Origin of the sequence: Hathewaya proteolytica DSM 3090 (genome assembly GCF_900142225.1) — a bacterium.
GTDB lineage: Bacteria > Bacillota > Clostridia > Clostridiales > Clostridiaceae > Hathewaya > Hathewaya proteolytica.
Genome location: NZ_FRAD01000017.1, coordinates 1 through 18,775, shown reverse-complemented (window position 1 = coordinate 18,775; position 18,775 = coordinate 1). Strand labels below are relative to the sequence as shown.

The window sequence follows — 18,775 nt, the reverse complement described above, 5'->3', positions numbered from 1 at the left end:
CTCCCATTCCTCACATTTAATATGGTGAAACCAATCTTAATATGTCAATTCCCCCTGTTATTATTATATCATTGTTAAAACTTATTTAGTATATATTAAATAAGGGGAACTCAGAATAATGAGTCCCCCTATCAGTATTGCCAATCCAGTGTTTATTGTCTATAGCCCTCTTTAAAATCATTTTTCATGTTTCTTGCAGAATCAGCTGCCTTTCCAAAAACATCATTGATATCATCACTTTTTATATTTGGGCCAACTAAAGAAAATTTATGATCCGTAAACAACCCTACCACCGTTAAAACTGCTACGGGTACAAAGGCTACCACGGTAAGGAAAGCACAAAGTGTAAGTGATAATTTTATGGTCCTTCTTCCATCCTTTGTTACCATAAGATAATTGACACATCCCTTTTTAATGGTTCTGGAAATAAATTTGCATATCCTGCCTAATAGCTCACCTATACCATAGCTTTTCTCATATCCATTTTCATTGTACTGCTCTAAATTTTTGTCTTTTTCCATATACATCATCTCCATATTTTTATTATGATTACATAATAAACAACAAAGATTAATGTAAAATATATTAAACATTAAAAATAGATTAAAAAACTTAATTTTCTTATTTTATCCTGTTTTATTGCTAAATTTTAGTCCGATATGTATTTTTACTATGATATACTAATTATATAATCAAAGATATTATGTTTAGGTGGTGGATGTATGACAAAAAATGATATTATAGATGCACTGGGGGAAATAGGTATAATCGACTGCATCAAATCTCTTTTAGTTGAAGAAGATTTGCACAAAGCAATGACTACTGTTTTAGAATACGTACTTCACTACTATAAAGCTGACAGAGCCTACGTTTTTGAATTCGACTGGGAGAAAAATCTCTCTCACAATACCTATGAAAAATGCATAGATAAAGTAACGCCTCAAAAAGATAATCTTCAATCCATTCCCACTTTCATTATGAATAGATGGATAGAAGAATTCAACAAAAACAATTGTGTAATAATAAAAAATATGGAAGACATGAAGATTGATTATCCTGAAGAATACGAAAGTTTATCCTGTCAGGATATCCATAGCTTGATGGCTGTCCCTTTTAGAATAAATCAAGAGATTGTAGGATTTCTTGGGGTGGACAACCCTGATGACTTATCTAAGGGAAGTGAATTCCTTTGTTCTCTTTCTTACTTTATTATAAACGAAATTTCAAAACGGAGAATGAACGACAAGTTAAAATATCTTAGCTATCATGATTCTCTTACAAATTTGAACAATAGAAATAAGTACATGGACTATACATCTAAAATCAATCCAGAAGCGCTTTCCTCTTTAGGTGTGATTTTTGCAGATATCAATGGCTTAAAGCAGATTAATGATACATATGGCCACAGCTATGGTGATGCTGTAATTATATCCATATCCCAGGCAATTAAAAACACCTTTAAAGACCATTATGTTTTTAGACTCAGTGGAGATGAATTTGTGGTGTTCTGTGAGAACATCTCTAGACAAAACTTTTTAAAAAGCATTGATAGCTTTAAAGCATCACTGCTATCTAAAAGCAACAACGGTGTTTCCATAGGTTACACTTGGTGTGATTCAGAAATCAATCTTAGAAAAATGGTATATGACGCAGATGAACTGATGTACATTAACAAACAAGAATTTTATAAAAAAAATCTGACAAACAAAAAAACTCATGTTCCTTTATTGCTGAAGGATTTATTGGACTCCCTAAATCACAAAAAATTCACTGTGTTTCTTCAACCTAAATTTGATTTATCAACAGATAAAGTATACGGGGCTGAAGCCTTGGTTAGGCGCATAAATTCAGAAATGAGCATAGTTCCACCAGACAAGTTTATACCTCTTCTTGAGAAAGAAAAGACTATCCAATATTTAGATTTCTTTGTATTTGAAGAATGTTGTAGACTTCTAAACAACTGGATTTCCCGAGGAAAAACACCCATGAAAATATCTCTAAACTTTTCTAGGATTACACTGATGGAAGAAAGCTTTATTCACCACGTCATGGAAATATGTAAAAAATACAAAGTTTCTCCACGCATGATTGAAATTGAAATAACCGAAAGTGTGGGGGAAATTGAGCGCAATTACATAGCTTCCATAGGAGCTGAACTAAAAAAGTTAGGTTTTATACTTTCTTTAGATGATTTCGGTTGTATGTATTCTAGCCTGGATATGATTACCCTCCTAGATTTTGATGTAATTAAAATAGACAAAAGCTTAGTTCTTAATATAGAAAAAAATAAAAAAAGCGAGATCATAATTAAGAATATAATTAATATTTGCCATGATATGAATATTAAATGTCTAGTAGAAGGCATAGAAAATCTTCAGCAGTTAAACTTCATGAAAGAACTAAATTGTGATTATATACAAGGCTACGTGATCAGCAAGCCCATTTCCATAGATTGCTTTGAAACAGCCTACATGATATAGGAAAATAAAGTACCCCATGAACTTTCACAGGGTACTTTAAATTATATAATATTTTATTTTTTGAAATTAATAGTTACTTTAAATAAATCACCATCAATTTGTATTTCGAAGTGTCCCCCTTGCAATTCCACAAAACTTTTTGCAATGGCAAGTCCAAGACCTGTTCCATCAGTATTCCTAGACTTATCTCCTCTTTGAAATCGTTCTAATATCTCCTGTGCATCAAAATTCATTTCTTCTGCAGATATGTTCTTCATTTCAATTTGTACTATATCATCTAGATCTACTACATCTATATAAACTCTAGAACCATGCAATGCATATTTGCAAATATTGCTTACTAGATTGTCAAATACTCTAAATGTGCGTTGACCATCGAGAGACAAGATAAGCTTTTCTTCTGGAAATTTCATTTTAATGTTCAAATCCGCTTCCTTAATCTTATCCTCTAATTCCACCAATGTTTCCTTTATTAAGGATACAATGTCTATATTATCTACATTTAAAGTCATGTTTCCACTACTAGCCTTAGTTACCTCGAATAAATCCTCAATGAGGTACTTTAGCCTTTGAGACTTCTTATCAACGGTATCCAAATATTCCTTTCTCTCTTCCTCGGATATGTTGTTGCCTTTCAATAAATCCACATAAGTAATGATAGAAGTCAATGGTGTTTTAAGATCATGAGATACATTGGAGATTAGTTCAGTCTTCATTCTTTGACTTTTTACTTCCTCATCCACCGCCTTTTTAAAGCCCTTTTGCACATTCTTTAGTTCATCCCGCATAGAATTGAAAGGCCCTATATCATCCTCCAGTTCAATGTCCAGTTGTCCATCTCCCATACTGTCTGTTGCTTCCAACAATGTGTTATAGTTTTTTCTTATCTCTTTAATCTTTTTTTCCATGATGTAATACAAAAATCCAGTATATATAATGGCTATAAATATGCCAAAAAACCATATGCTACTTATAAAAATCATAATTATAAGATTTATACCGAGAATAGTTAGCAATTTCTTTGTATTTTTATCCTTAAGATCCACATTGCTAAGTGTATGCCCAACTTTTCTTATACCTCTTCCCACAGCTGAAAACACAATGAATAAAAGACAATGTTCCTTAAAGTATTTTTTAATTCCAACCTGGAATATATATTTTACAAGAACTACAAATAAAAATGTAAACAGAAGAAGTGTAAAAGCAAATCCTATACTTATTATTCCTTCACTAATCCTTGCCATATTTGCATTCAAAAAGATTTCATTTAATACACTGAAAAGACTGCCATCTATTTTTTTACACATCACCAGCACAAATAAAGCATAAGCAGCCATAAGCAAGCCCAACATCACCATCAATATTTCTATGGGTACTCTCCTCATTAACTTAAATATCTTTAGCCTTTCTGAATACCTATAAGGAATAACTATGGCACATAATAGTACAAAAACTAATGCCGGTATTAAGTATTTCATGGACTCATTTGCATATAAAGACCCATTTAATTGATCCGTATAATGAGTAATACTGTCTTTATACTTTAGATCCTTCAACACCCCGTATACAACAGATGTATTATTTACAGGAAAAACATAGGACCCGTATCCCATAAAAATTATATTTAAATCATTAACACGCATCATATCCATTACTATTTCAGGTTTAGCACCATGTATGGAACCAAATGATACTGCCCCATTCTCATCATAGTTGAGCGCAATATAAAATTGGTACTCACTATTCAGCTGTTGGATTATGTTATTATCTTGTTTCTCTTTTAAAAGCTCTCCAAGTTTTTCATTGCCACGCTTTTGTATAGAAGTTCCCTCATTATCTTTAGCATAATAATCTAGATTCATAATACTAGTACTTAGAAAATTATCATTTCCATAAATATTTATGTCCACAATACCCGACGCATGTTTTATATAATCCGCATCATACTGACTTTGTAATGCTGTCTTATCCAAAAATACCTCTGAGGGGGTTTTTTGATTTCCACCATCTCCATTATGCATATTGTAATATATAGAATAGGTGGCTGTTTTCATATAATCCACAATTTTAGGTTCCTCAAATATATTGGTTACATGCCTTTTAGCCACATCTTCTTTTATAAATTTTCCGCTGTATACTACACCTATAGAAACTGAAAAAATCAATAACATAATTAAAAAATTACTTATTACTCTACTTATTTTGTCTTTCGATTTTATATCCAACACCCCACACCACCTTTAAATATCTCGGTTTCTTTACATCAATCTCTATTTTTTCTCGTATATTTCTCACATGAACCATGACGGTATCGGTATTCACAGCCCTTTCGTTCCATACTCTCTCGTATATCTCATCCGCTGAGAAAACTCTTCCAATATTACTCATGAGAAGCTGCAAAATTTTAAATTCAATAGGTGTAATCTTTACGGACTCGCCGTCTACAAACACCTCTTTCGTTGATAAGTTTATCTCTAATCCACCAGCATCAATAACATTATTATTTTCTTCTTTTAGAATATCATCTTTTATATTCATGTATTTCGTATATCTTCTAAGTTGAGAATTTACTCTAGCAAGAAGTTCCAAAGGTTGAAATGGTTTAGTCACATAATCATCCGCACCTATGTTTAAACCCATTATTTTATCTATATCCTCAGACTTAGCTGAAAGAATAATCACTGGAAACGTGAACTCTTCCCTAAGTTTCATGGTAAAAGCTAAACCATCCATTCTGGGCATCATAACATCCACAATAGCCAAATGAACTTCTTGCTTCTCAAGTATCTCCAGACCTTCTATACCATTGCCAGCTTTAAAAACATTGTAACCTTGGTTTCCTAGGTATATACCGATAGCGTCCCTTATATCCTTTTCATCTTCCACCACTAAAATATTATAAGCATTCATCCTAAAAACCCCTTCTTAAATAATCTTACTAATATTTTAACACATATACCCCCCCTTAGAATCTTCAACTTTACTCACCTCTCTATCCTACCCAATTCATACTTATATGCTATCATTCAATACTAAAAATAAAGCGGTATAAATTCTAAAGAAAATCTAAAGAATTTATACCGCGTGTTCCTTTCTTTATTTCCTATTGGTTTTCCCACTAAAAATTTTTAGGATCTAATGGCCATTTTCCATATTTCCTAGCTGAAGCCATGAACTGATCTATGTTTTCCAAAGGTGCTTGTGCTATATCGCACCCAGATGCCAGAATGTATCCTTTAGGACTATTATAGGCTTTTTTGAAACAGTCCTTAACAGCATTGTCCACATCTTGTGTACTACCAAGCATGAGTGTTTGTACTGGATCTACATTTCCAAGTATGCAAATCTTGTCGCCTATGGTTTGTTTGGTAAACTCCAAATCTACCTTGTTATCAACACTTATCATATCACAACCTGATTCTAACATATCTGTTAGCATATCTTTTGTATTTCCGCAAATGTGATAACACACCATGCCGCCTACATCATGAACAGCTTGCATAATCCTTCTGCCATAAGGCAATGCGAATTCTCTATATTGCTTTGGTCGTAAAAGTGTTCCAGAAGCTATTGGATCACAAACCACAACCACTACACCTATCTTAGCAAACTCAGCACATATCATCTTTAAAGCTTCCGTGCAAAATTCAATTAGCTCATGAACTTTATCAGGTTGCTTCCTTATAGATTTCAAAAACTCTTCTGTTCTATAAACACTTGCTGCCGCCGTAAATGGTCCTGAAATCAAAACACCTACAGGCACTTCATCGTGAGTTTTTTCTCTAGCAATTTGACATGCATCATAATTCAATTTAAACCATGGATCATTTTTTAACTCTAATTTACGCATGTCAAGCTTGTTTATATCATCCAAATCTTTCAATGCATACTCCATTAAGGCTGGGACCGCATCCTCAGGATTATTAGTTTTACTGCCTAGTGCAGTTCCGATTCCATGCAACCCATACTCAATAATCATAAGATCGTGCCCGAATCTTTCATAGCAAGCCACCTGTGCCATAGCCTGATTGTATGCTGTGCTTCTCTTTTCTCTATGAGTCATTCCTGCAGCTTTACCAGCCATAGATACCGTAAACGGCATTGCTAGCGCCCTGTCTATTGATTGACCACTTAGGAAACCCTTCATTCGCTGATTCGGCGTCATTTCATCATCCTTGTGCATTATTACTCCCCCTACTCAGGATATTATCCCTGATTGATTAATGTAATTCTATTTCATTCTAATTTTAACCTTTATATATTCTTCATTCTAATAGATTATTTAGATAGAAATTACATTACCTATAGGTTTTTATAATTCCTTATTATCCTGTTCCAAGGACTTAGGTAAAACTAAGTTTAATATTACTGCCATTAGAAATACCACTGCCACACAATTTTCGGCAAATACATTCTGTATCATAGTAGGGAATATTCTAAATATCTCTGGCACTTGCGTAAATCCTATACCCACACTAAGAGATAAGGCTGATATTAATAAATTTCTCTGATTAAAGCCACATTTTGCCATCATCTCTAGTCCGCTTATAACAATGGATCCGAACATAATAAGAGTACAGCCCCCAAGCACTGCCTCTGGTAAAGTCGTAAGAATAGCCCCGAATATTGGAAATAAACCAGCCAATACCATAATTACAGCACCCATTAAAATAGAAAACCTATTTATTACTTTGGTCATAGCCACAAGACCTACATTCTGACTGAAAGATGTTATAGGCAAACAACCAAATAAGCCAGACAATGAGCTTACAAATCCATCACAAGCAATAGAACCTGAGATTTCCTTATCCGATACTTCTCTTCCAAGACCAGACATAGCAAGGGCTGATGTATCTCCTATGGTTTCTGTTGCTGACACAAGAAATATTAAAACCACAGATACAATAGCATTGATATTGAATTTAGGTACGAAAGGCATAAGCTCTGGTAAAGCAATTATCTTTGAATTCTCAAGGGCCGAAAAATCTACCATGCCCATGAACATTGCCACTATGTATCCAACAACTAATCCAAATAATACAGCTAATTGTTTTCTATATGACTTCGCAAAAATAGTAAATAAAAGGCAGCTTGTCAATGTAATTCCGCCCAAAATAAGATTAGAAGCAGATCCGAACTCTGGGTTTCCAAACCCACCACCAAAGGAGTTTGTCCCAACGCTTAAAAGTGAGAATCCTATGGCAACTACCACGCTTGCCGCCACAATAGGACTTATTATTTTTCTCCAATACTTAGCAAAAATTCCCAGTATTCCTTCAATAATACCACCAACAATTACAGCGCCCACAGCGGTTTCGTATCCATATTGAGCGGCGATAAAGCAAAGTATAGATACAAAGGTAAAACTAATTCCCATTACAATAGGCAATCCTGATCCCACTTTCCATACAGGATATAGCTGAATCATGGTTCCTATACCGGCAATAATCATGGCACATTGTATAAGCGCTGCAGTTTGTGAGGCGCTTAGTTTCGCAGCACCTGCCACAATTATTATAGGTGTTATATTTGCCACAAACATAGCTAAAACGTGCTGCAATCCAAAAGGTACCGCCTGCTTTAAAGGCACTCTTCCATCCAACTCATATACGCTACCCATGACATGATTTGAATTTTTTACTTTAGTTTTTTTCATGAAATTATCTCCTTAACATATATTAGTTCAAAAATAAAGTGATGTATCCCATTATATCACGTACATTAATATTATTCTATATATGTTTGTTCGCCTATATTGTTAAATATTTACCATGCTTAAAGCTATCAACGTCACCACCATAGCAATTATCTCCTTCTTTTTTAACTTTTCTCCAAAGATAACAAAGCTAGTAGCCATGATTATCACAATTGATCCTGCACTATAAATTGGATAAACCACAGTAGCTGGCAACTTGTTTAACGCTTCTATTAAGAAGAGAGTGGAAAGCATATTGGGAACTCCAACAGCTACACCGCATAGCGCCGATTTTATATTCATAGCCTTGTTTTTGTCATTTACCGTGAGGCCAATGCTTATAATAAGAGCTGTGGCAAATAGAACAAGCATAAAATGACTCTTCATCTCTGCCATAGCATATTTTTGAAAGAGTTTATTGCTGAATTCCCCAAAGCCCACCACTAAAAACATTATAAGCAATGTAGGCTTTATGGATGATTTCTCCCCAGAATCAAAATTAAAATTTACCATTATAATGGCACTCAAAGACAATAGAATGCCACATAATTGTAGGGCACTGGGGAACTCTCTCCAAACTATCATAGAAAACACCATAGGTACAATTATACCCATTTTATTAAACATACCAGACAGACTAGCTCCACTACTTTTTATAGAGCTCTGATATAATAGAAATCCAAGCAAATAAAGTATTCCCGTGGCTACACCCAGTATTATTGCCCATAACCAACTGCCCTGTACAGTTATATTTCCATTAAAGTTTCCTACTAGACACTGTAAAAATCCTTGTCCACTGAACAAAATGGGTTGTCCAGATTTAAGCAACATAACTAAGGAAATTGTAGTAGCAGTTAAATAATTGAAACTAGTTACCTGAAATTTATTCACCCATTCCTTGCTTCCACTATATTTAAAAATTAATGCAATGGATGCACTACTTAGTGCCGCTAAAAATAAATATATCATATGTATCTCCTTACTTTTTTAAAATATCCACCGTATGGGCACTGGCTCCTAATAGCTCTGGCCTCTCACAGGTGGACAAATGATATTGCATAAAAAGCTCAAAGGTATCGTCGTCCATTTCGTTGAACACAGGGCGCATATAGTCTGCTGCTCCATCTGCAGCGATAATTTTTATTCTCTCAAGACCAACTTCATCTTTAATTTTGTTTATGTCCTCAATTCTCACATAATCGTACAAATCCGCTGGCTCTGCTATAACGTGAAAGTTGTCATCTAGCTTTCCATTATCCATACACTGTCGAATATGCTTTTCCTTGAAACCATATGTAAGCACACTGTACTCATTCATACAGTAAGCAACAAGTATGTATCCACCTTCTTTTGTAACACGCTTTGCCTCTTGGAGGGCCTTAACCTTATCCTCAAAGGAGTATAGATGGTACATAGGGCCAAATACCAGTGTCATATGAAAAGTATCATCTTGAAACCTAGACAAATCTAGTGCCGTTCCCTGAAAAGCCTTCACCGTACTGCCCTTAGACTTTAGTACACCAAGATTGTGTTTTACCAGCTCCACAGCGGTAACATTGTAGCCCTCATTGGCAAGCTGTACAGAATATCTGCCCGTGCCAGCCCCTACATCAAGAACCATCTTGTTTTTATCGTCCCCAAGATAATGGTGAATATATTTCATAGATGTTATGTACTCAACCTGCCCATATTTTCTTGTCAATCTCTTATCTTCGCAAAATTTATTGTAATACTTCTCTAATTCAACGGTCATATAAAATTCTCCTTAAACTAACAAGTTAGTGTAACGTTCTTTACACTATCACTAATAAAATGCCACATGACTCTTTTCACATGGCATTTCTTTTTTTACTATAGAATTATAATGAATCAATGTAATCCTTTGCTTCCTTTAACCCAACCCCAGTGTGTTCTCTATATCGTTTTATGGCTTTTATCTTTTTACCTTCTGCTATGAGTTTCTTTAGATCCTCATCAATTTCACATTCATCAAGTCCTAGATGTTTAGTGATCTTATTCAGCTTATTATTAATGTGCTCTAATTGTGAATTAATGCGCTCAATAGCAATGATTACAACCATTATCATTGTAATAATCGCGCCAAGTGACACACTCCACTCCATGCTACCCCTCCTCTTACATGTATGCTGTAAAACACAGTGAATTTATTTCTTATAACCATACACTATTTTAACATACATTTACTACTATTCAAATATGCATTACTTAAAACACTAACCGAATTAATTATGGTGACCACCTCTTTTGGTGATTCAGGCAAATCATTGTCTAGCCAAGTCTGGATAATGGAAATACAACCACCCACAACGTACCTTATATAATAATTTAAATATGATGGATTAAACTCCGTTGATGTATTACTTAACTTGCCAAAATCAGCTTGGCTAGCGATGGATATTACCTTGTCTAAAATTTTATTGTCCCCCTGTCTACAAATAAGGATTTTACACAACTCCTTGTTTTCCTTAATGAGCTCTAACACTTTAAGTAACAAAGAATCGTAGTATTTTTCCACGGGTGTTTCATCTATATATTTAATAATTTTATTGAAAAACTCATCCTCAATACATTGAAGTAAATCATATGCATCCTTGTAATGAGCGTAAAATGTCCCCCTGTTAATGTCTGCTCCTTTACATATATCTGTCACTGTGACCTGGTGAATGTCATTAGTTTTCAAGAGTTCTAATAAACTATCTTTTATTGCATTCTTGGTGTATATAATTCGACGATTTCCCTTAACTCCAGCCATATTTTTCATTCCTCTTTTCTAATATTTAATTTTCTGTACAAACAAATATAATTTGTTCAGTTAATAACATCCTAAAAATAATTGCTTATTGTTTATAAACTATTACTATTCTATAATAATATTATATTATTAATCAAACACTATGTCTATTTCATAACAGTATATACATGAAAAAAATGGAGGAATATTATGTCGTACATAAGTATTAAAGATCTATATAAAGAATATAAAGTTGGAGAAACCGTAGTCATGGCCAATAATGGTGTATCATTTTCCGTAGAAAAAGGAGAATTTGCTGTTATACTAGGGCCCAGTGGTGCTGGAAAGTCCACAGTGCTTAATATTCTAGGGGGCATGGACAACGGAGACAAAGGCAGTATAACAGTAGATGGTACTGATATTTCTAAGTTTAACCATAAACAACTCACTAAATACAGGAGAAATGATGTAGGTTTTGTATTCCAATTTTATAATCTTGTACAAAACCTAACTGCAAAGGAAAATGTAGAGCTTGCCACACAAATCTCAAAGAATTCCTTAAATGTGGAGGAAACCCTTGAGCTAGTAGGACTATCCCATAGAAAAGATAACTTCCCTTCTCAATTGTCTGGTGGTGAACAGCAAAGGGTGTCCATAGCAAGAGCCGTGGCAAAAAACCCAAAATTATTGCTTTGTGACGAGCCCACCGGTGCCCTTGATTACAAAACAGGCAAACAAGTTCTAAAAATACTTCAAGACACCTGCAGAAAAATGGGCACCACAGTTGTAGTCATAACTCATAATTCTGCAATTGCACAAATGGCTGACAGAATAATCAAGATTAACGATGCAAAAGTTAGAAGCATGGAAATCAATAAAAACCCTGTTTCAGTTGAAAATATTCAATGGTAGAGGTAAACATCAGATGAAATCTTATAATAAATTAACTTGGAGAGAAATTTTATCATCAAAGGCCAGATTCCTTTCTATCCTTATTATCATTCTTCTAGGTGTAGCTTTTTATTCTGGCATACGCTCTGCAGGGCCTGATATGAACAAAGGAATTAACAAGCTATATGATGATTACAAACTTATGGATAGCAAAATAGTATCCAATTATGGAATTCAACAAGAAGATATAGACCTAGATTCTACGTCAGTACTTCAAAAAGTATAATCAAAGCCTTGATAAATATGCGTTCCTTCGAAATTCAGCTTTCACCCATTGGGTGAAAGAAAAGTGCTCAAAAATATGTTAAATTATCAGCTTTTATGACTCGATATATGGTAAAATAATAGTAAGAAAAGTAGTAAAAAGGGGTTCTAATTATGATTAATAAAATTGATTTCAAAGCTAAGAATCTAACATCAAATGCAGGTCTTTTTCTGCTCCTTGAGAATGCAAAAAGCAATGGGATTTTTGATTTTATTGAAAATGACCTCGTATTTGATAATGACTCAACAAATAAAATCAAGATGAATCATATAAAGACCATGCTCTGCGGTCACTTCATTGGCATTGATAAGTTAGAACGTCTAAAGCTACTTCAAAATGATCCCCTCGTCAACGAGTTTGATATTTCCGTAAAAGAACCTGAAACAGTGTCACGGTTTCTAGGAAACTTCAACTTCAAGACAACCCAAATGTTTAGAGACATTAATTTTAAAGTCTTTAAAAAACTGCTCACTAAAAGTAAATTGACATCCATTACGATTGATATTGATAGTAGTGTAATTAACGTAGAAGGTCATCAAGAAGGTGCGTCAAAAGGATATAATCCTAAGAAACTGGGAAACCGATGCTACAATATCCAATTTGCATTTTGCGACGAATTAAAAGCATATGTTACCGGATTTGTAAGAAGTGGCAATACTTACACTGCAAACGGTGCTGCGGAAATGATCAAAGAAATTGTTGCTAACATCAAATCAGACGATTTAGAAATTTTATTTCGAATGGATAGTGGCTACTTTGATGAAAAAATTATCGAAACGATAGAATCTCTTGGATGCAAATATTTAATTAAAGCCAAAAGTTATTCTACACTCACCTCACAAGCAACGAATTCATCAATTGTATTCGTTAAAGGAGAAGAAGGTAGAGAAACTACAGAACTGTATACAAAATTAGTTAAATGGGAAAAAGACAGAAGATTTGTCGTATCTCGCGTACTGAAACCAGAAAAAGAAAGAGCACAATTATCACTTTTAGAAGGTTCCGAATACGACTACTTTTTCTTTGTAACAAATACTACCTTGCTTTCTGAAAAAGTAGTTATATACTATGAAAAGCGTGGTAATGCTGAAAACTATATCAAAGAAGCCAAATACGACATGGCGGTGGGTCATCTCTTGCTAAAGTCATTTTGGGCGAATGAAGCCGTGTTTCAAATGATGATGCTTTCATATAACCTATTTTTGTTGTTCAAGTTTGATTCCTTGGACTCTTCAGAATACAGACAGCAAATAAAGACCTTTCGTTTGAAGTATGTATTTCTTGCAGCAAAAATAATCAAAACCGCAAGATATGTAATCATGAAGTTGTCGGAAAACTATCCGTACAAGGGAGTGTATGAAAAATGTCTGGTATAATAAGAATATCATCAATAAAATTGAGTGTTGCTCTGTGGATAACTTGCAGAGTTTATTAAGTATCATTGCAGCAAAGATGAAATCAATGATTTATCAAAAATGATTGAAAGGTGGTTGTAAATAATGTTACAATGTGTGAGAAGCAGTCTAAATTCTTCGTGAAATAGTGATTTTTGAAGCTAATAAAAAACACACGTGGAATTTAGGTGTAAAGCTTATGAAATGAATCTAACGGATATGCCTGCAACAAGATATCAGACTGCATGTGAGAAAGTTGGAATAGAAGCAGAATTTGTGGAGACTTATGGAGGAAGTGATTTCAATATTCTTGCGGAAAAGGGGATGATAGGACTTGTTCTATCAAATGCAATGAATGATGTACATTCTTGTAAAGAGTATACATCGGTAGAAGATTTATATCAAAGTACACTTATTGTAAGGGAAATCATCCAGGATCCACGTTAAATTGTGTGAAAAAACAAGACAAATACAAAAAAATAAGGTAAAAAAAGCTTAAAAAAATAGTTGACAATCATAAAGAATGAAGGTAATGTGAAGTATAACTATTAGATGAATCCACTAATGTAACACAGTTTTATAGATGACAATATTGAGTTAAGGAATAAAGTAAGGAAGTAAGTAATAATTCAGAATGTTTTGTTGAAAGATATTTTTAGTAAATTACGTTTATGTTATAAAATGTTTGAAAAAACATTTAAACTATCGTAAAATTAAATAAAACAATGAAGACTGACGATTGTTAACAAGTGAATTTTTAGAGTAATATTCAGTTTATAAATAATTTAACTTCATTAATTATCATATCAAGTATACAACAAAACAGTTTGCGGTTGATGGGATGTGTTTGTTTAATACTTGCCTGATGCAAAGTACCTTTATCACCTATGTTCACAGTCTGCATCCGCTCTGGGCTGATTGTCAGGTTTAAACTTGTTGATCAGAAAAGATTTCGGATTGTCTCGTGAAGTATTCGAAGCAATTGGCATAAAATCCAGTCCAATAAAAAAAGTATCTATAATCACTTTACCAGCAAGAAGGAATACATGTGATTTCATGATATCGGAAAGTATGGAGTGATCAAATTTTCTAAGAAAACGGTCAAAAGTCCCGTAAGATGGAAGTAGAACGGTAATATCAAATCCACAATAATGAGTGATGAGAAGGTTGTTGTTGAGGTAATGGACAAGGTTCGTAATCATGGAGAAACCTTCACATTTCATAACAATAAAGGAACAGATTATGGATGATTTAAAAAGCCTTTATGCCTAGCGGACGGATACTCCTGAACGAGAGATAAATCCAGTTTCAGAAAAAGAGTGTCATAAAATTTAGCAATGAGTTGAGAAGTAAAAATTCTAATATCTTTAATAATTTCTTGACGGTAGATAGCAATCAGCTCCTTTCTGGAATATTGATTTTGATAAGTTAATTATGCCATTTGAAGCTGGTTGTTACTATAAATTTGGGGTGGTAAAGAGGTTTGCCATACCTTGTAAATTCGCATAAATATTGAAGTTGCGGAGTTTTGCTCATAGCTAAAGAAATAAGCATCGGGAGGTGTGAGACCAATGATAAATTATGTTTAATTGAAAAGACTGCATTTATTCTAAATAATTACGTGTAACTAATAGTTAAGCCAATAATTTACCAACTACTATTTGACTTATATTATGAAATGAGACCGACCATAAAAGTCGATAGATAGATCAAAAATTTATTTAAAAGTTTTTGGCATAGAAAAGATCTTTCAAAATAAATGTAGTTGAATAGTTAAGATTAAGCTAAGTCAAATGCTATAATTTTACAGAAGAAATATATTCTTCTTTGGTGAATCAATAATCATAAGTGTACTAATGGGAGGAATGCAAATGAATTTAAGAAAATTTAAAAATGTTATTTGTTTTGTCATTATGGGTTGTATCATTTTTTCTAATGCTATATATGTTAGTGCAGCCGATAGGATATGTTGGAACAAAAAAATGACAGGTGGTGCAAGTATATTTTATTGGGTGTCTTCAGATGTAATTTATGCAAGTAATATTAGAAATGCGGAGATAGAAATTGAGATTCCAGCTGCGGGATATAAAAACCCTATGAAGATGACTAAAACCACAGAAAAGAAGCAATCACAAATGGATTTTTACCAATATTCAGATGCTAATTCATCAACAATAGCAGCTACATATTCATATCTAGCTGGTTCTCAAACCCCGATGTATGTTAGTGATAAAGATAACTATGATTGGCAATGGTGTAAAATCGAGTTAAACAAACCTTTGATGAATCAAAGAACCCCTGCAGGCAGAACAGTTACATGTGTTCATGAAATGCTTCATGCTTTTGGCGGAAAAGATACATATTCTTCAGATCAAACATGGTCTATTATGTATGGATTGTCAAGCGGAACTGCTACAGGTGTCACATCAGACGCTAATGCATTTTTAAATGAAAAATATTAAACAATGGAAAAGATACTTTGTTTTATTGTAAAAGTAAGGAGGACTATATATGAAAAAAAGAATATTATATAGTATTTTAGCAATTACGATAGTTTCAAGTGTTGGATGTGCTGAAAACACAGCCTTGAATGATGAAGTAGATAAAAAGGGGAAAGCTAATACTACTATGTCTTTTGAGTCGCAACAAGGAACAGAAGAAAAAGCAGATACGTATATCTCTTCAGAGTGTACTTGGGCTTATGATGTTACAGATCCAGAAATTGTTTTGGAAAATGCAGATTATTTTGTTAAGATTCGAGTGAAAACAAAAGAGAAGACAAAATATTTTGTAAAAAATAAAATGATGCCGAGTAGAACCTACAATGTGGAGGTACTTGATGTTATATCTCCAGAGAATGCAACACTACCAAAAAATATAAAAATCGCTATTAATGGTGGTGTAGTTTCTATGGAAGAATACGTAAATACTTTAGATTCAGAAACCAAAGAAAAAACAAAAACTGATGGTCTATCTAAAAAGGATTTGCAAAAACTTATCATGATCTCTGATGAATCATATTATGAATTAACGCAAGGAAATGAATATTACATTTGTATTCGTGATTTGACACAAGACGAAAATTACAAAGGATATTATGGATTGCCTGAAGGTGGGTACGATGTTTTTCAAGAAAAGGACGGATTATATATAAATGTATTGACACAAGAAACACTAGCTAAATAAATTTGTATGGAAAATACTAAATTACTGATACATGCAAAAGCAATAAGAGAACTGCGCCTTCTCCTCAGAGCATTGGTGGAATGGAAAAATATGCTTTTGGCGGTGGGAAAGCCGACAGAGGATATAGACGAGCTACTTATCCTTTTATGCAAATGACCGCCATACAACTAAATATTGCAATGCAAAGCACCTATTTCAAGACTGGAAAGAAAGTCAAGAAATAGGTGTTTTTTTGTACCCGAAAATCTGCATTTTTACAGAAATCGGATAATATTAAACTCGTTTTAGGTATTAAATAAAACATAAACACTTCTCTATAATATTGGTATTGTAACATTTTCGCTATGAATTGTAGCAAGTGAACTTTCAACATAAATTCAAAAAGGGAGTGATAACTATGAGTTTTTTTCTAAATCATCAAAAGGACATCATTATAAAAAAGGCAATAACGGGTACAATCATTATGGACAAAAAGGAGTTTTAGGTAATCTTTTTAATACTGTTTTTTCAGGAAGTCATTCAAGGAATCATTATGATCCTTATTACCAACCATACCAAAATCAGCAAATGAATCCTAATCAACCAATACAAATGAATCAGTCTATGCAAAATCAGACCATAGGTCAGCATAACAATTTGATTTGTAGTAAATGTAATTCTAAAATCCCCGGGTTCGAAATTCTGCTTGGAATGTGGTGAAAGGGTAAATTTGGAATTGACGTGCCATAATTGTAAGGAAAAGCTTTTGCCAAATGCAAAATTCTGCATGAATTGTGGAACAAAGATATAGAAAAAGGAGAATCAATGAATAAAGAAACACGAAATACAAAACAAGCAATATGGGTGCTATGGATTATCATGGGATTGAACTTTGGAGTTGCTATTTTTAAAATTGCCATAGGAACAATCGCAAATAGTGGAAGTATTATCGCAGATGGATATCATTCTTTAAGTGATGGAAGCGGCAATATTGTAGGAATTGTTGGTTTGTCTATTGCCGGTCGTCCTATAGACAATAATCATCCATATGGGCACAAGAAATTTGAAACTATTTCAAGTATGATAATAGGGATGTTATTATTTGTTGTAGGAAGTAAAGTTGCATTTAATTCTATTACTAATATAATACATCCAAAAACACCTGAGATATCCATGATTAGCTTTGTTGTAATGATTAGTACATTGATAGTAAATATTTTTGTTGTTATATATGAACGATCACAAGGGATAAAACTATCAAGTGATGTTTTAGTATCTGATTCGGAACATACAAAAAGTGATGTACTTATTACATGTGGGGTTATTGTTACAATGATTTTATTGCAAATGGGCGTTCCCCCAATTATAGATGGATGCGTATCATTATTAATTTCATTGTTTATATTTAAAGCAAGTTTTGAAATATTTATGGAAGCAACCAAAACATTAACAGATTCAGCGGTTCTGAATAGTGAAGAAATATATGAAGTAACAATGTCATGTGAAGAAGTAAAAGAGTGTCATAAGATAAGAAGTAGAGGAAGAAAAGATGAAGTATTTATAGACCTGCATGTATTGGTTATCCCAGATATGAAAGTTTCTGAGGCACATGCGTTGCAACATAAAATTGAAAATGTACTTAAATCAAAATTTGGTAGCCAGATTTCAGCCATAATACATGTTGAACCATATTACGAGTCTGTTTAATAAATTAATTTGTTATGAATGTTATGAAACCTGAGATTCTACGTCAGTACTTTATAAACCACCCTCAAAGCATTGATAAATATACGTTCCTTCAAAATTCAGCTTTCACCCATTGGGTGAAAGAAAAATGCTCAAAAATGTGTTGAATTATCAGCTTTTATGAGTCGATATATGGTACAATAATAGTAACAAAAGAAGAAAAAGGGGTTTAAATTATGATTAATAAAATTGATTTCACAGCTAAGAATCTAACATCAAATGCAGGTCTTTTTCTTCTCCTTGAGAACGCAAAAAGTAATGAGATTTTTGATCTAGTTGAAAATGACCTCGTATTTGATAATGACTCCACAAATAAAATCAAGATGA

General features: G+C 33.4%; 18 protein-coding genes and 1 pseudogene. 10 read left to right on the top strand and 9 right to left on the bottom strand.

The window, feature by feature from the left end:
* Positions 1–152 precede the first annotated feature (152 nt).
* On the bottom strand, positions 153–521 hold the full coding sequence (locus BUA73_RS09915) for a DUF4342 domain-containing protein (protein ID WP_072903973.1): 369 nt from the start codon (positions 519–521) through the stop codon (positions 153–155).
* 201 nt (positions 522–722) lie between these two features.
* Here BUA73_RS09915 and BUA73_RS09910 point away from each other — a divergent pair, with 201 nt between their 5' ends.
* Complete coding sequence (locus BUA73_RS09910) at positions 723–2,480, top strand: sensor domain-containing diguanylate cyclase (protein ID WP_072903972.1); 1,758 nt, start codon at positions 723–725, stop codon at positions 2,478–2,480.
* A 53-nt stretch (positions 2,481–2,533) separates the two neighbouring features.
* Here BUA73_RS09910 and BUA73_RS09905 read toward each other — a convergent pair whose 3' ends face one another.
* The 8 genes from BUA73_RS09905 to BUA73_RS09870 all read right to left on the bottom strand — a co-directional run bounded on the left by BUA73_RS09905 (position 2,534) and on the right by BUA73_RS09870 (position 10,948).
* Positions 2,534–4,705: a sensor histidine kinase gene (locus BUA73_RS09905; protein WP_178139251.1), complete on the bottom strand. Its 2,172-nt coding sequence runs from the start codon at positions 4,703–4,705 to the stop codon at positions 2,534–2,536.
* Entirely contained in the window at positions 4,674–5,390 is a 717-nt protein-coding gene (locus BUA73_RS09900; protein ID WP_072903970.1) for a response regulator transcription factor, read from the bottom strand. The genes BUA73_RS09905 and BUA73_RS09900 overlap by 32 nt, the downstream gene beginning before the upstream one ends.
* 208 nt (positions 5,391–5,598) lie before the next feature.
* Complete coding sequence (locus BUA73_RS09895) at positions 5,599–6,663, bottom strand: uroporphyrinogen decarboxylase family protein (RefSeq protein ID WP_072903969.1); 1,065 nt, start codon at positions 6,661–6,663, stop codon at positions 5,599–5,601.
* Between the two features lie 129 nt (positions 6,664–6,792).
* Positions 6,793–8,136, bottom strand: a complete 1,344-nt coding sequence (locus BUA73_RS09890) for a uracil-xanthine permease family protein (protein ID WP_072903968.1) — start codon at positions 8,134–8,136, stop codon at positions 6,793–6,795.
* A gap of 102 nt (positions 8,137–8,238) precedes the next feature.
* Positions 8,239–9,144, bottom strand: a complete 906-nt coding sequence (locus tag BUA73_RS09885; RefSeq protein ID WP_072903967.1) for an SMR family transporter — start codon at positions 9,142–9,144, stop codon at positions 8,239–8,241.
* A gap of 10 nt (positions 9,145–9,154) precedes the next feature.
* A complete protein-coding gene (locus BUA73_RS09880) occupies positions 9,155–9,928 on the bottom strand; it encodes a class I SAM-dependent methyltransferase (protein WP_072903966.1) in 774 nt (257 codons plus the stop codon).
* Positions 9,929–10,034: 106 nt separating this feature from the next.
* Positions 10,035–10,298 (bottom strand): ribosomal protein L7/L12, encoded by a 264-nt coding sequence (locus tag BUA73_RS09875; RefSeq protein WP_072903965.1) that lies wholly within the window; start codon positions 10,296–10,298, stop codon positions 10,035–10,037.
* Between the two features lie 62 nt (positions 10,299–10,360).
* Positions 10,361–10,948 (bottom strand): TetR/AcrR family transcriptional regulator, encoded by a 588-nt coding sequence (locus BUA73_RS09870; protein WP_072903964.1) that lies wholly within the window; start codon positions 10,946–10,948, stop codon positions 10,361–10,363.
* A 189-nt stretch (positions 10,949–11,137) separates the two neighbouring features.
* Here BUA73_RS09870 and BUA73_RS09865 point away from each other — a divergent pair, with 189 nt between their 5' ends.
* From BUA73_RS09865 to BUA73_RS13920, 9 genes and pseudogenes are all read left to right on the top strand, one after another.
* The gene (locus BUA73_RS09865) at positions 11,138–11,839 is read left to right on the top strand and encodes an ABC transporter ATP-binding protein (RefSeq protein WP_072903963.1); all 702 of its coding nucleotides are present in this window, start codon (positions 11,138–11,140) and stop codon (positions 11,837–11,839) included.
* Between the two features lie 13 nt (positions 11,840–11,852).
* Positions 11,853–12,104, top strand: a complete 252-nt coding sequence (locus BUA73_RS09860; RefSeq protein WP_242942366.1) for a hypothetical protein — start codon at positions 11,853–11,855, stop codon at positions 12,102–12,104.
* Between the two features lie 152 nt (positions 12,105–12,256).
* Positions 12,257–13,519 carry an IS1380-like element ISEcp1 family transposase gene (locus BUA73_RS09855; protein WP_000608644.1) on the top strand — a complete coding sequence of 421 codons (1,263 nt, stop codon included), beginning with the start codon at positions 12,257–12,259 and terminating at the stop codon, positions 13,517–13,519.
* Between the two features lie 222 nt (positions 13,520–13,741).
* The gene (locus tag BUA73_RS09850; RefSeq protein ID WP_072903962.1) at positions 13,742–13,984 is read left to right on the top strand and encodes a hypothetical protein; all 243 of its coding nucleotides are present in this window, start codon (positions 13,742–13,744) and stop codon (positions 13,982–13,984) included.
* A 1,424-nt stretch (positions 13,985–15,408) separates the two neighbouring features.
* Positions 15,409–15,999: a hypothetical protein gene (locus tag BUA73_RS09840; RefSeq protein WP_072903961.1), complete on the top strand. Its 591-nt coding sequence runs from the start codon at positions 15,409–15,411 to the stop codon at positions 15,997–15,999.
* A gap of 49 nt (positions 16,000–16,048) precedes the next feature.
* Complete coding sequence (locus tag BUA73_RS09835) at positions 16,049–16,723, top strand: hypothetical protein (RefSeq protein WP_072903960.1); 675 nt, start codon at positions 16,049–16,051, stop codon at positions 16,721–16,723.
* A gap of 685 nt (positions 16,724–17,408) precedes the next feature.
* Entirely contained in the window at positions 17,409–17,513 is a 105-nt protein-coding gene (locus tag BUA73_RS14610) for a zinc-ribbon domain-containing protein (protein ID WP_178139250.1), read from the top strand.
* 14 nt (positions 17,514–17,527) lie between these two features.
* The gene (locus tag BUA73_RS09825; protein ID WP_047000134.1) at positions 17,528–18,409 is read left to right on the top strand and encodes a cation diffusion facilitator family transporter; all 882 of its coding nucleotides are present in this window, start codon (positions 17,528–17,530) and stop codon (positions 18,407–18,409) included.
* A gap of 215 nt (positions 18,410–18,624) precedes the next feature.
* Positions 18,625–18,775, top strand: a pseudogene (locus BUA73_RS13920) (IS1380 family transposase); the annotation flags it as partial.

Coding starts and splice junctions, on each gene's coding strand:
- BUA73_RS09910 (WP_072903972.1), top strand. CDS start 723: ATGACAAAAAATGATATTATAGATGCACTGGGGGAAATAGGTATAATC.
- BUA73_RS09890 (WP_072903968.1), bottom strand. CDS start 8,136: ATGAAAAAAACTAAAGTAAAAAATTCAAATCATGTCATGGGTAGCGTA.
- BUA73_RS09865 (WP_072903963.1), top strand. CDS start 11,138: ATGTCGTACATAAGTATTAAAGATCTATATAAAGAATATAAAGTTGGA.
- BUA73_RS09825 (WP_047000134.1), top strand. CDS start 17,528: ATGAATAAAGAAACACGAAATACAAAACAAGCAATATGGGTGCTATGG.
- BUA73_RS09855 (WP_000608644.1), top strand. CDS start 12,257: ATGATTAATAAAATTGATTTCAAAGCTAAGAATCTAACATCAAATGCA.
- BUA73_RS09875 (WP_072903965.1), bottom strand. CDS start 10,298: ATGGAGTGGAGTGTGTCACTTGGCGCGATTATTACAATGATAATGGTT.
- BUA73_RS09880 (WP_072903966.1), bottom strand. CDS start 9,928: ATGACCGTTGAATTAGAGAAGTATTACAATAAATTTTGCGAAGATAAG.
- BUA73_RS09860 (WP_242942366.1), top strand. CDS start 11,853: ATGAAATCTTATAATAAATTAACTTGGAGAGAAATTTTATCATCAAAG.
- BUA73_RS09900 (WP_072903970.1), bottom strand. CDS start 5,390: ATGAATGCTTATAATATTTTAGTGGTGGAAGATGAAAAGGATATAAGG.
- BUA73_RS09840 (WP_072903961.1), top strand. CDS start 15,409: ATGAATTTAAGAAAATTTAAAAATGTTATTTGTTTTGTCATTATGGGT.
- BUA73_RS09885 (WP_072903967.1), bottom strand. CDS start 9,144: ATGATATATTTATTTTTAGCGGCACTAAGTAGTGCATCCATTGCATTA.
- BUA73_RS09850 (WP_072903962.1), top strand. CDS start 13,742: ATGAATCTAACGGATATGCCTGCAACAAGATATCAGACTGCATGTGAG.
- BUA73_RS09895 (WP_072903969.1), bottom strand. CDS start 6,663: ATGCACAAGGATGATGAAATGACGCCGAATCAGCGAATGAAGGGTTTC.
- BUA73_RS09915 (WP_072903973.1), bottom strand. CDS start 521: ATGGAAAAAGACAAAAATTTAGAGCAGTACAATGAAAATGGATATGAG.
- BUA73_RS09835 (WP_072903960.1), top strand. CDS start 16,049: ATGAAAAAAAGAATATTATATAGTATTTTAGCAATTACGATAGTTTCA.
- BUA73_RS09870 (WP_072903964.1), bottom strand. CDS start 10,948: ATGGCTGGAGTTAAGGGAAATCGTCGAATTATATACACCAAGAATGCA.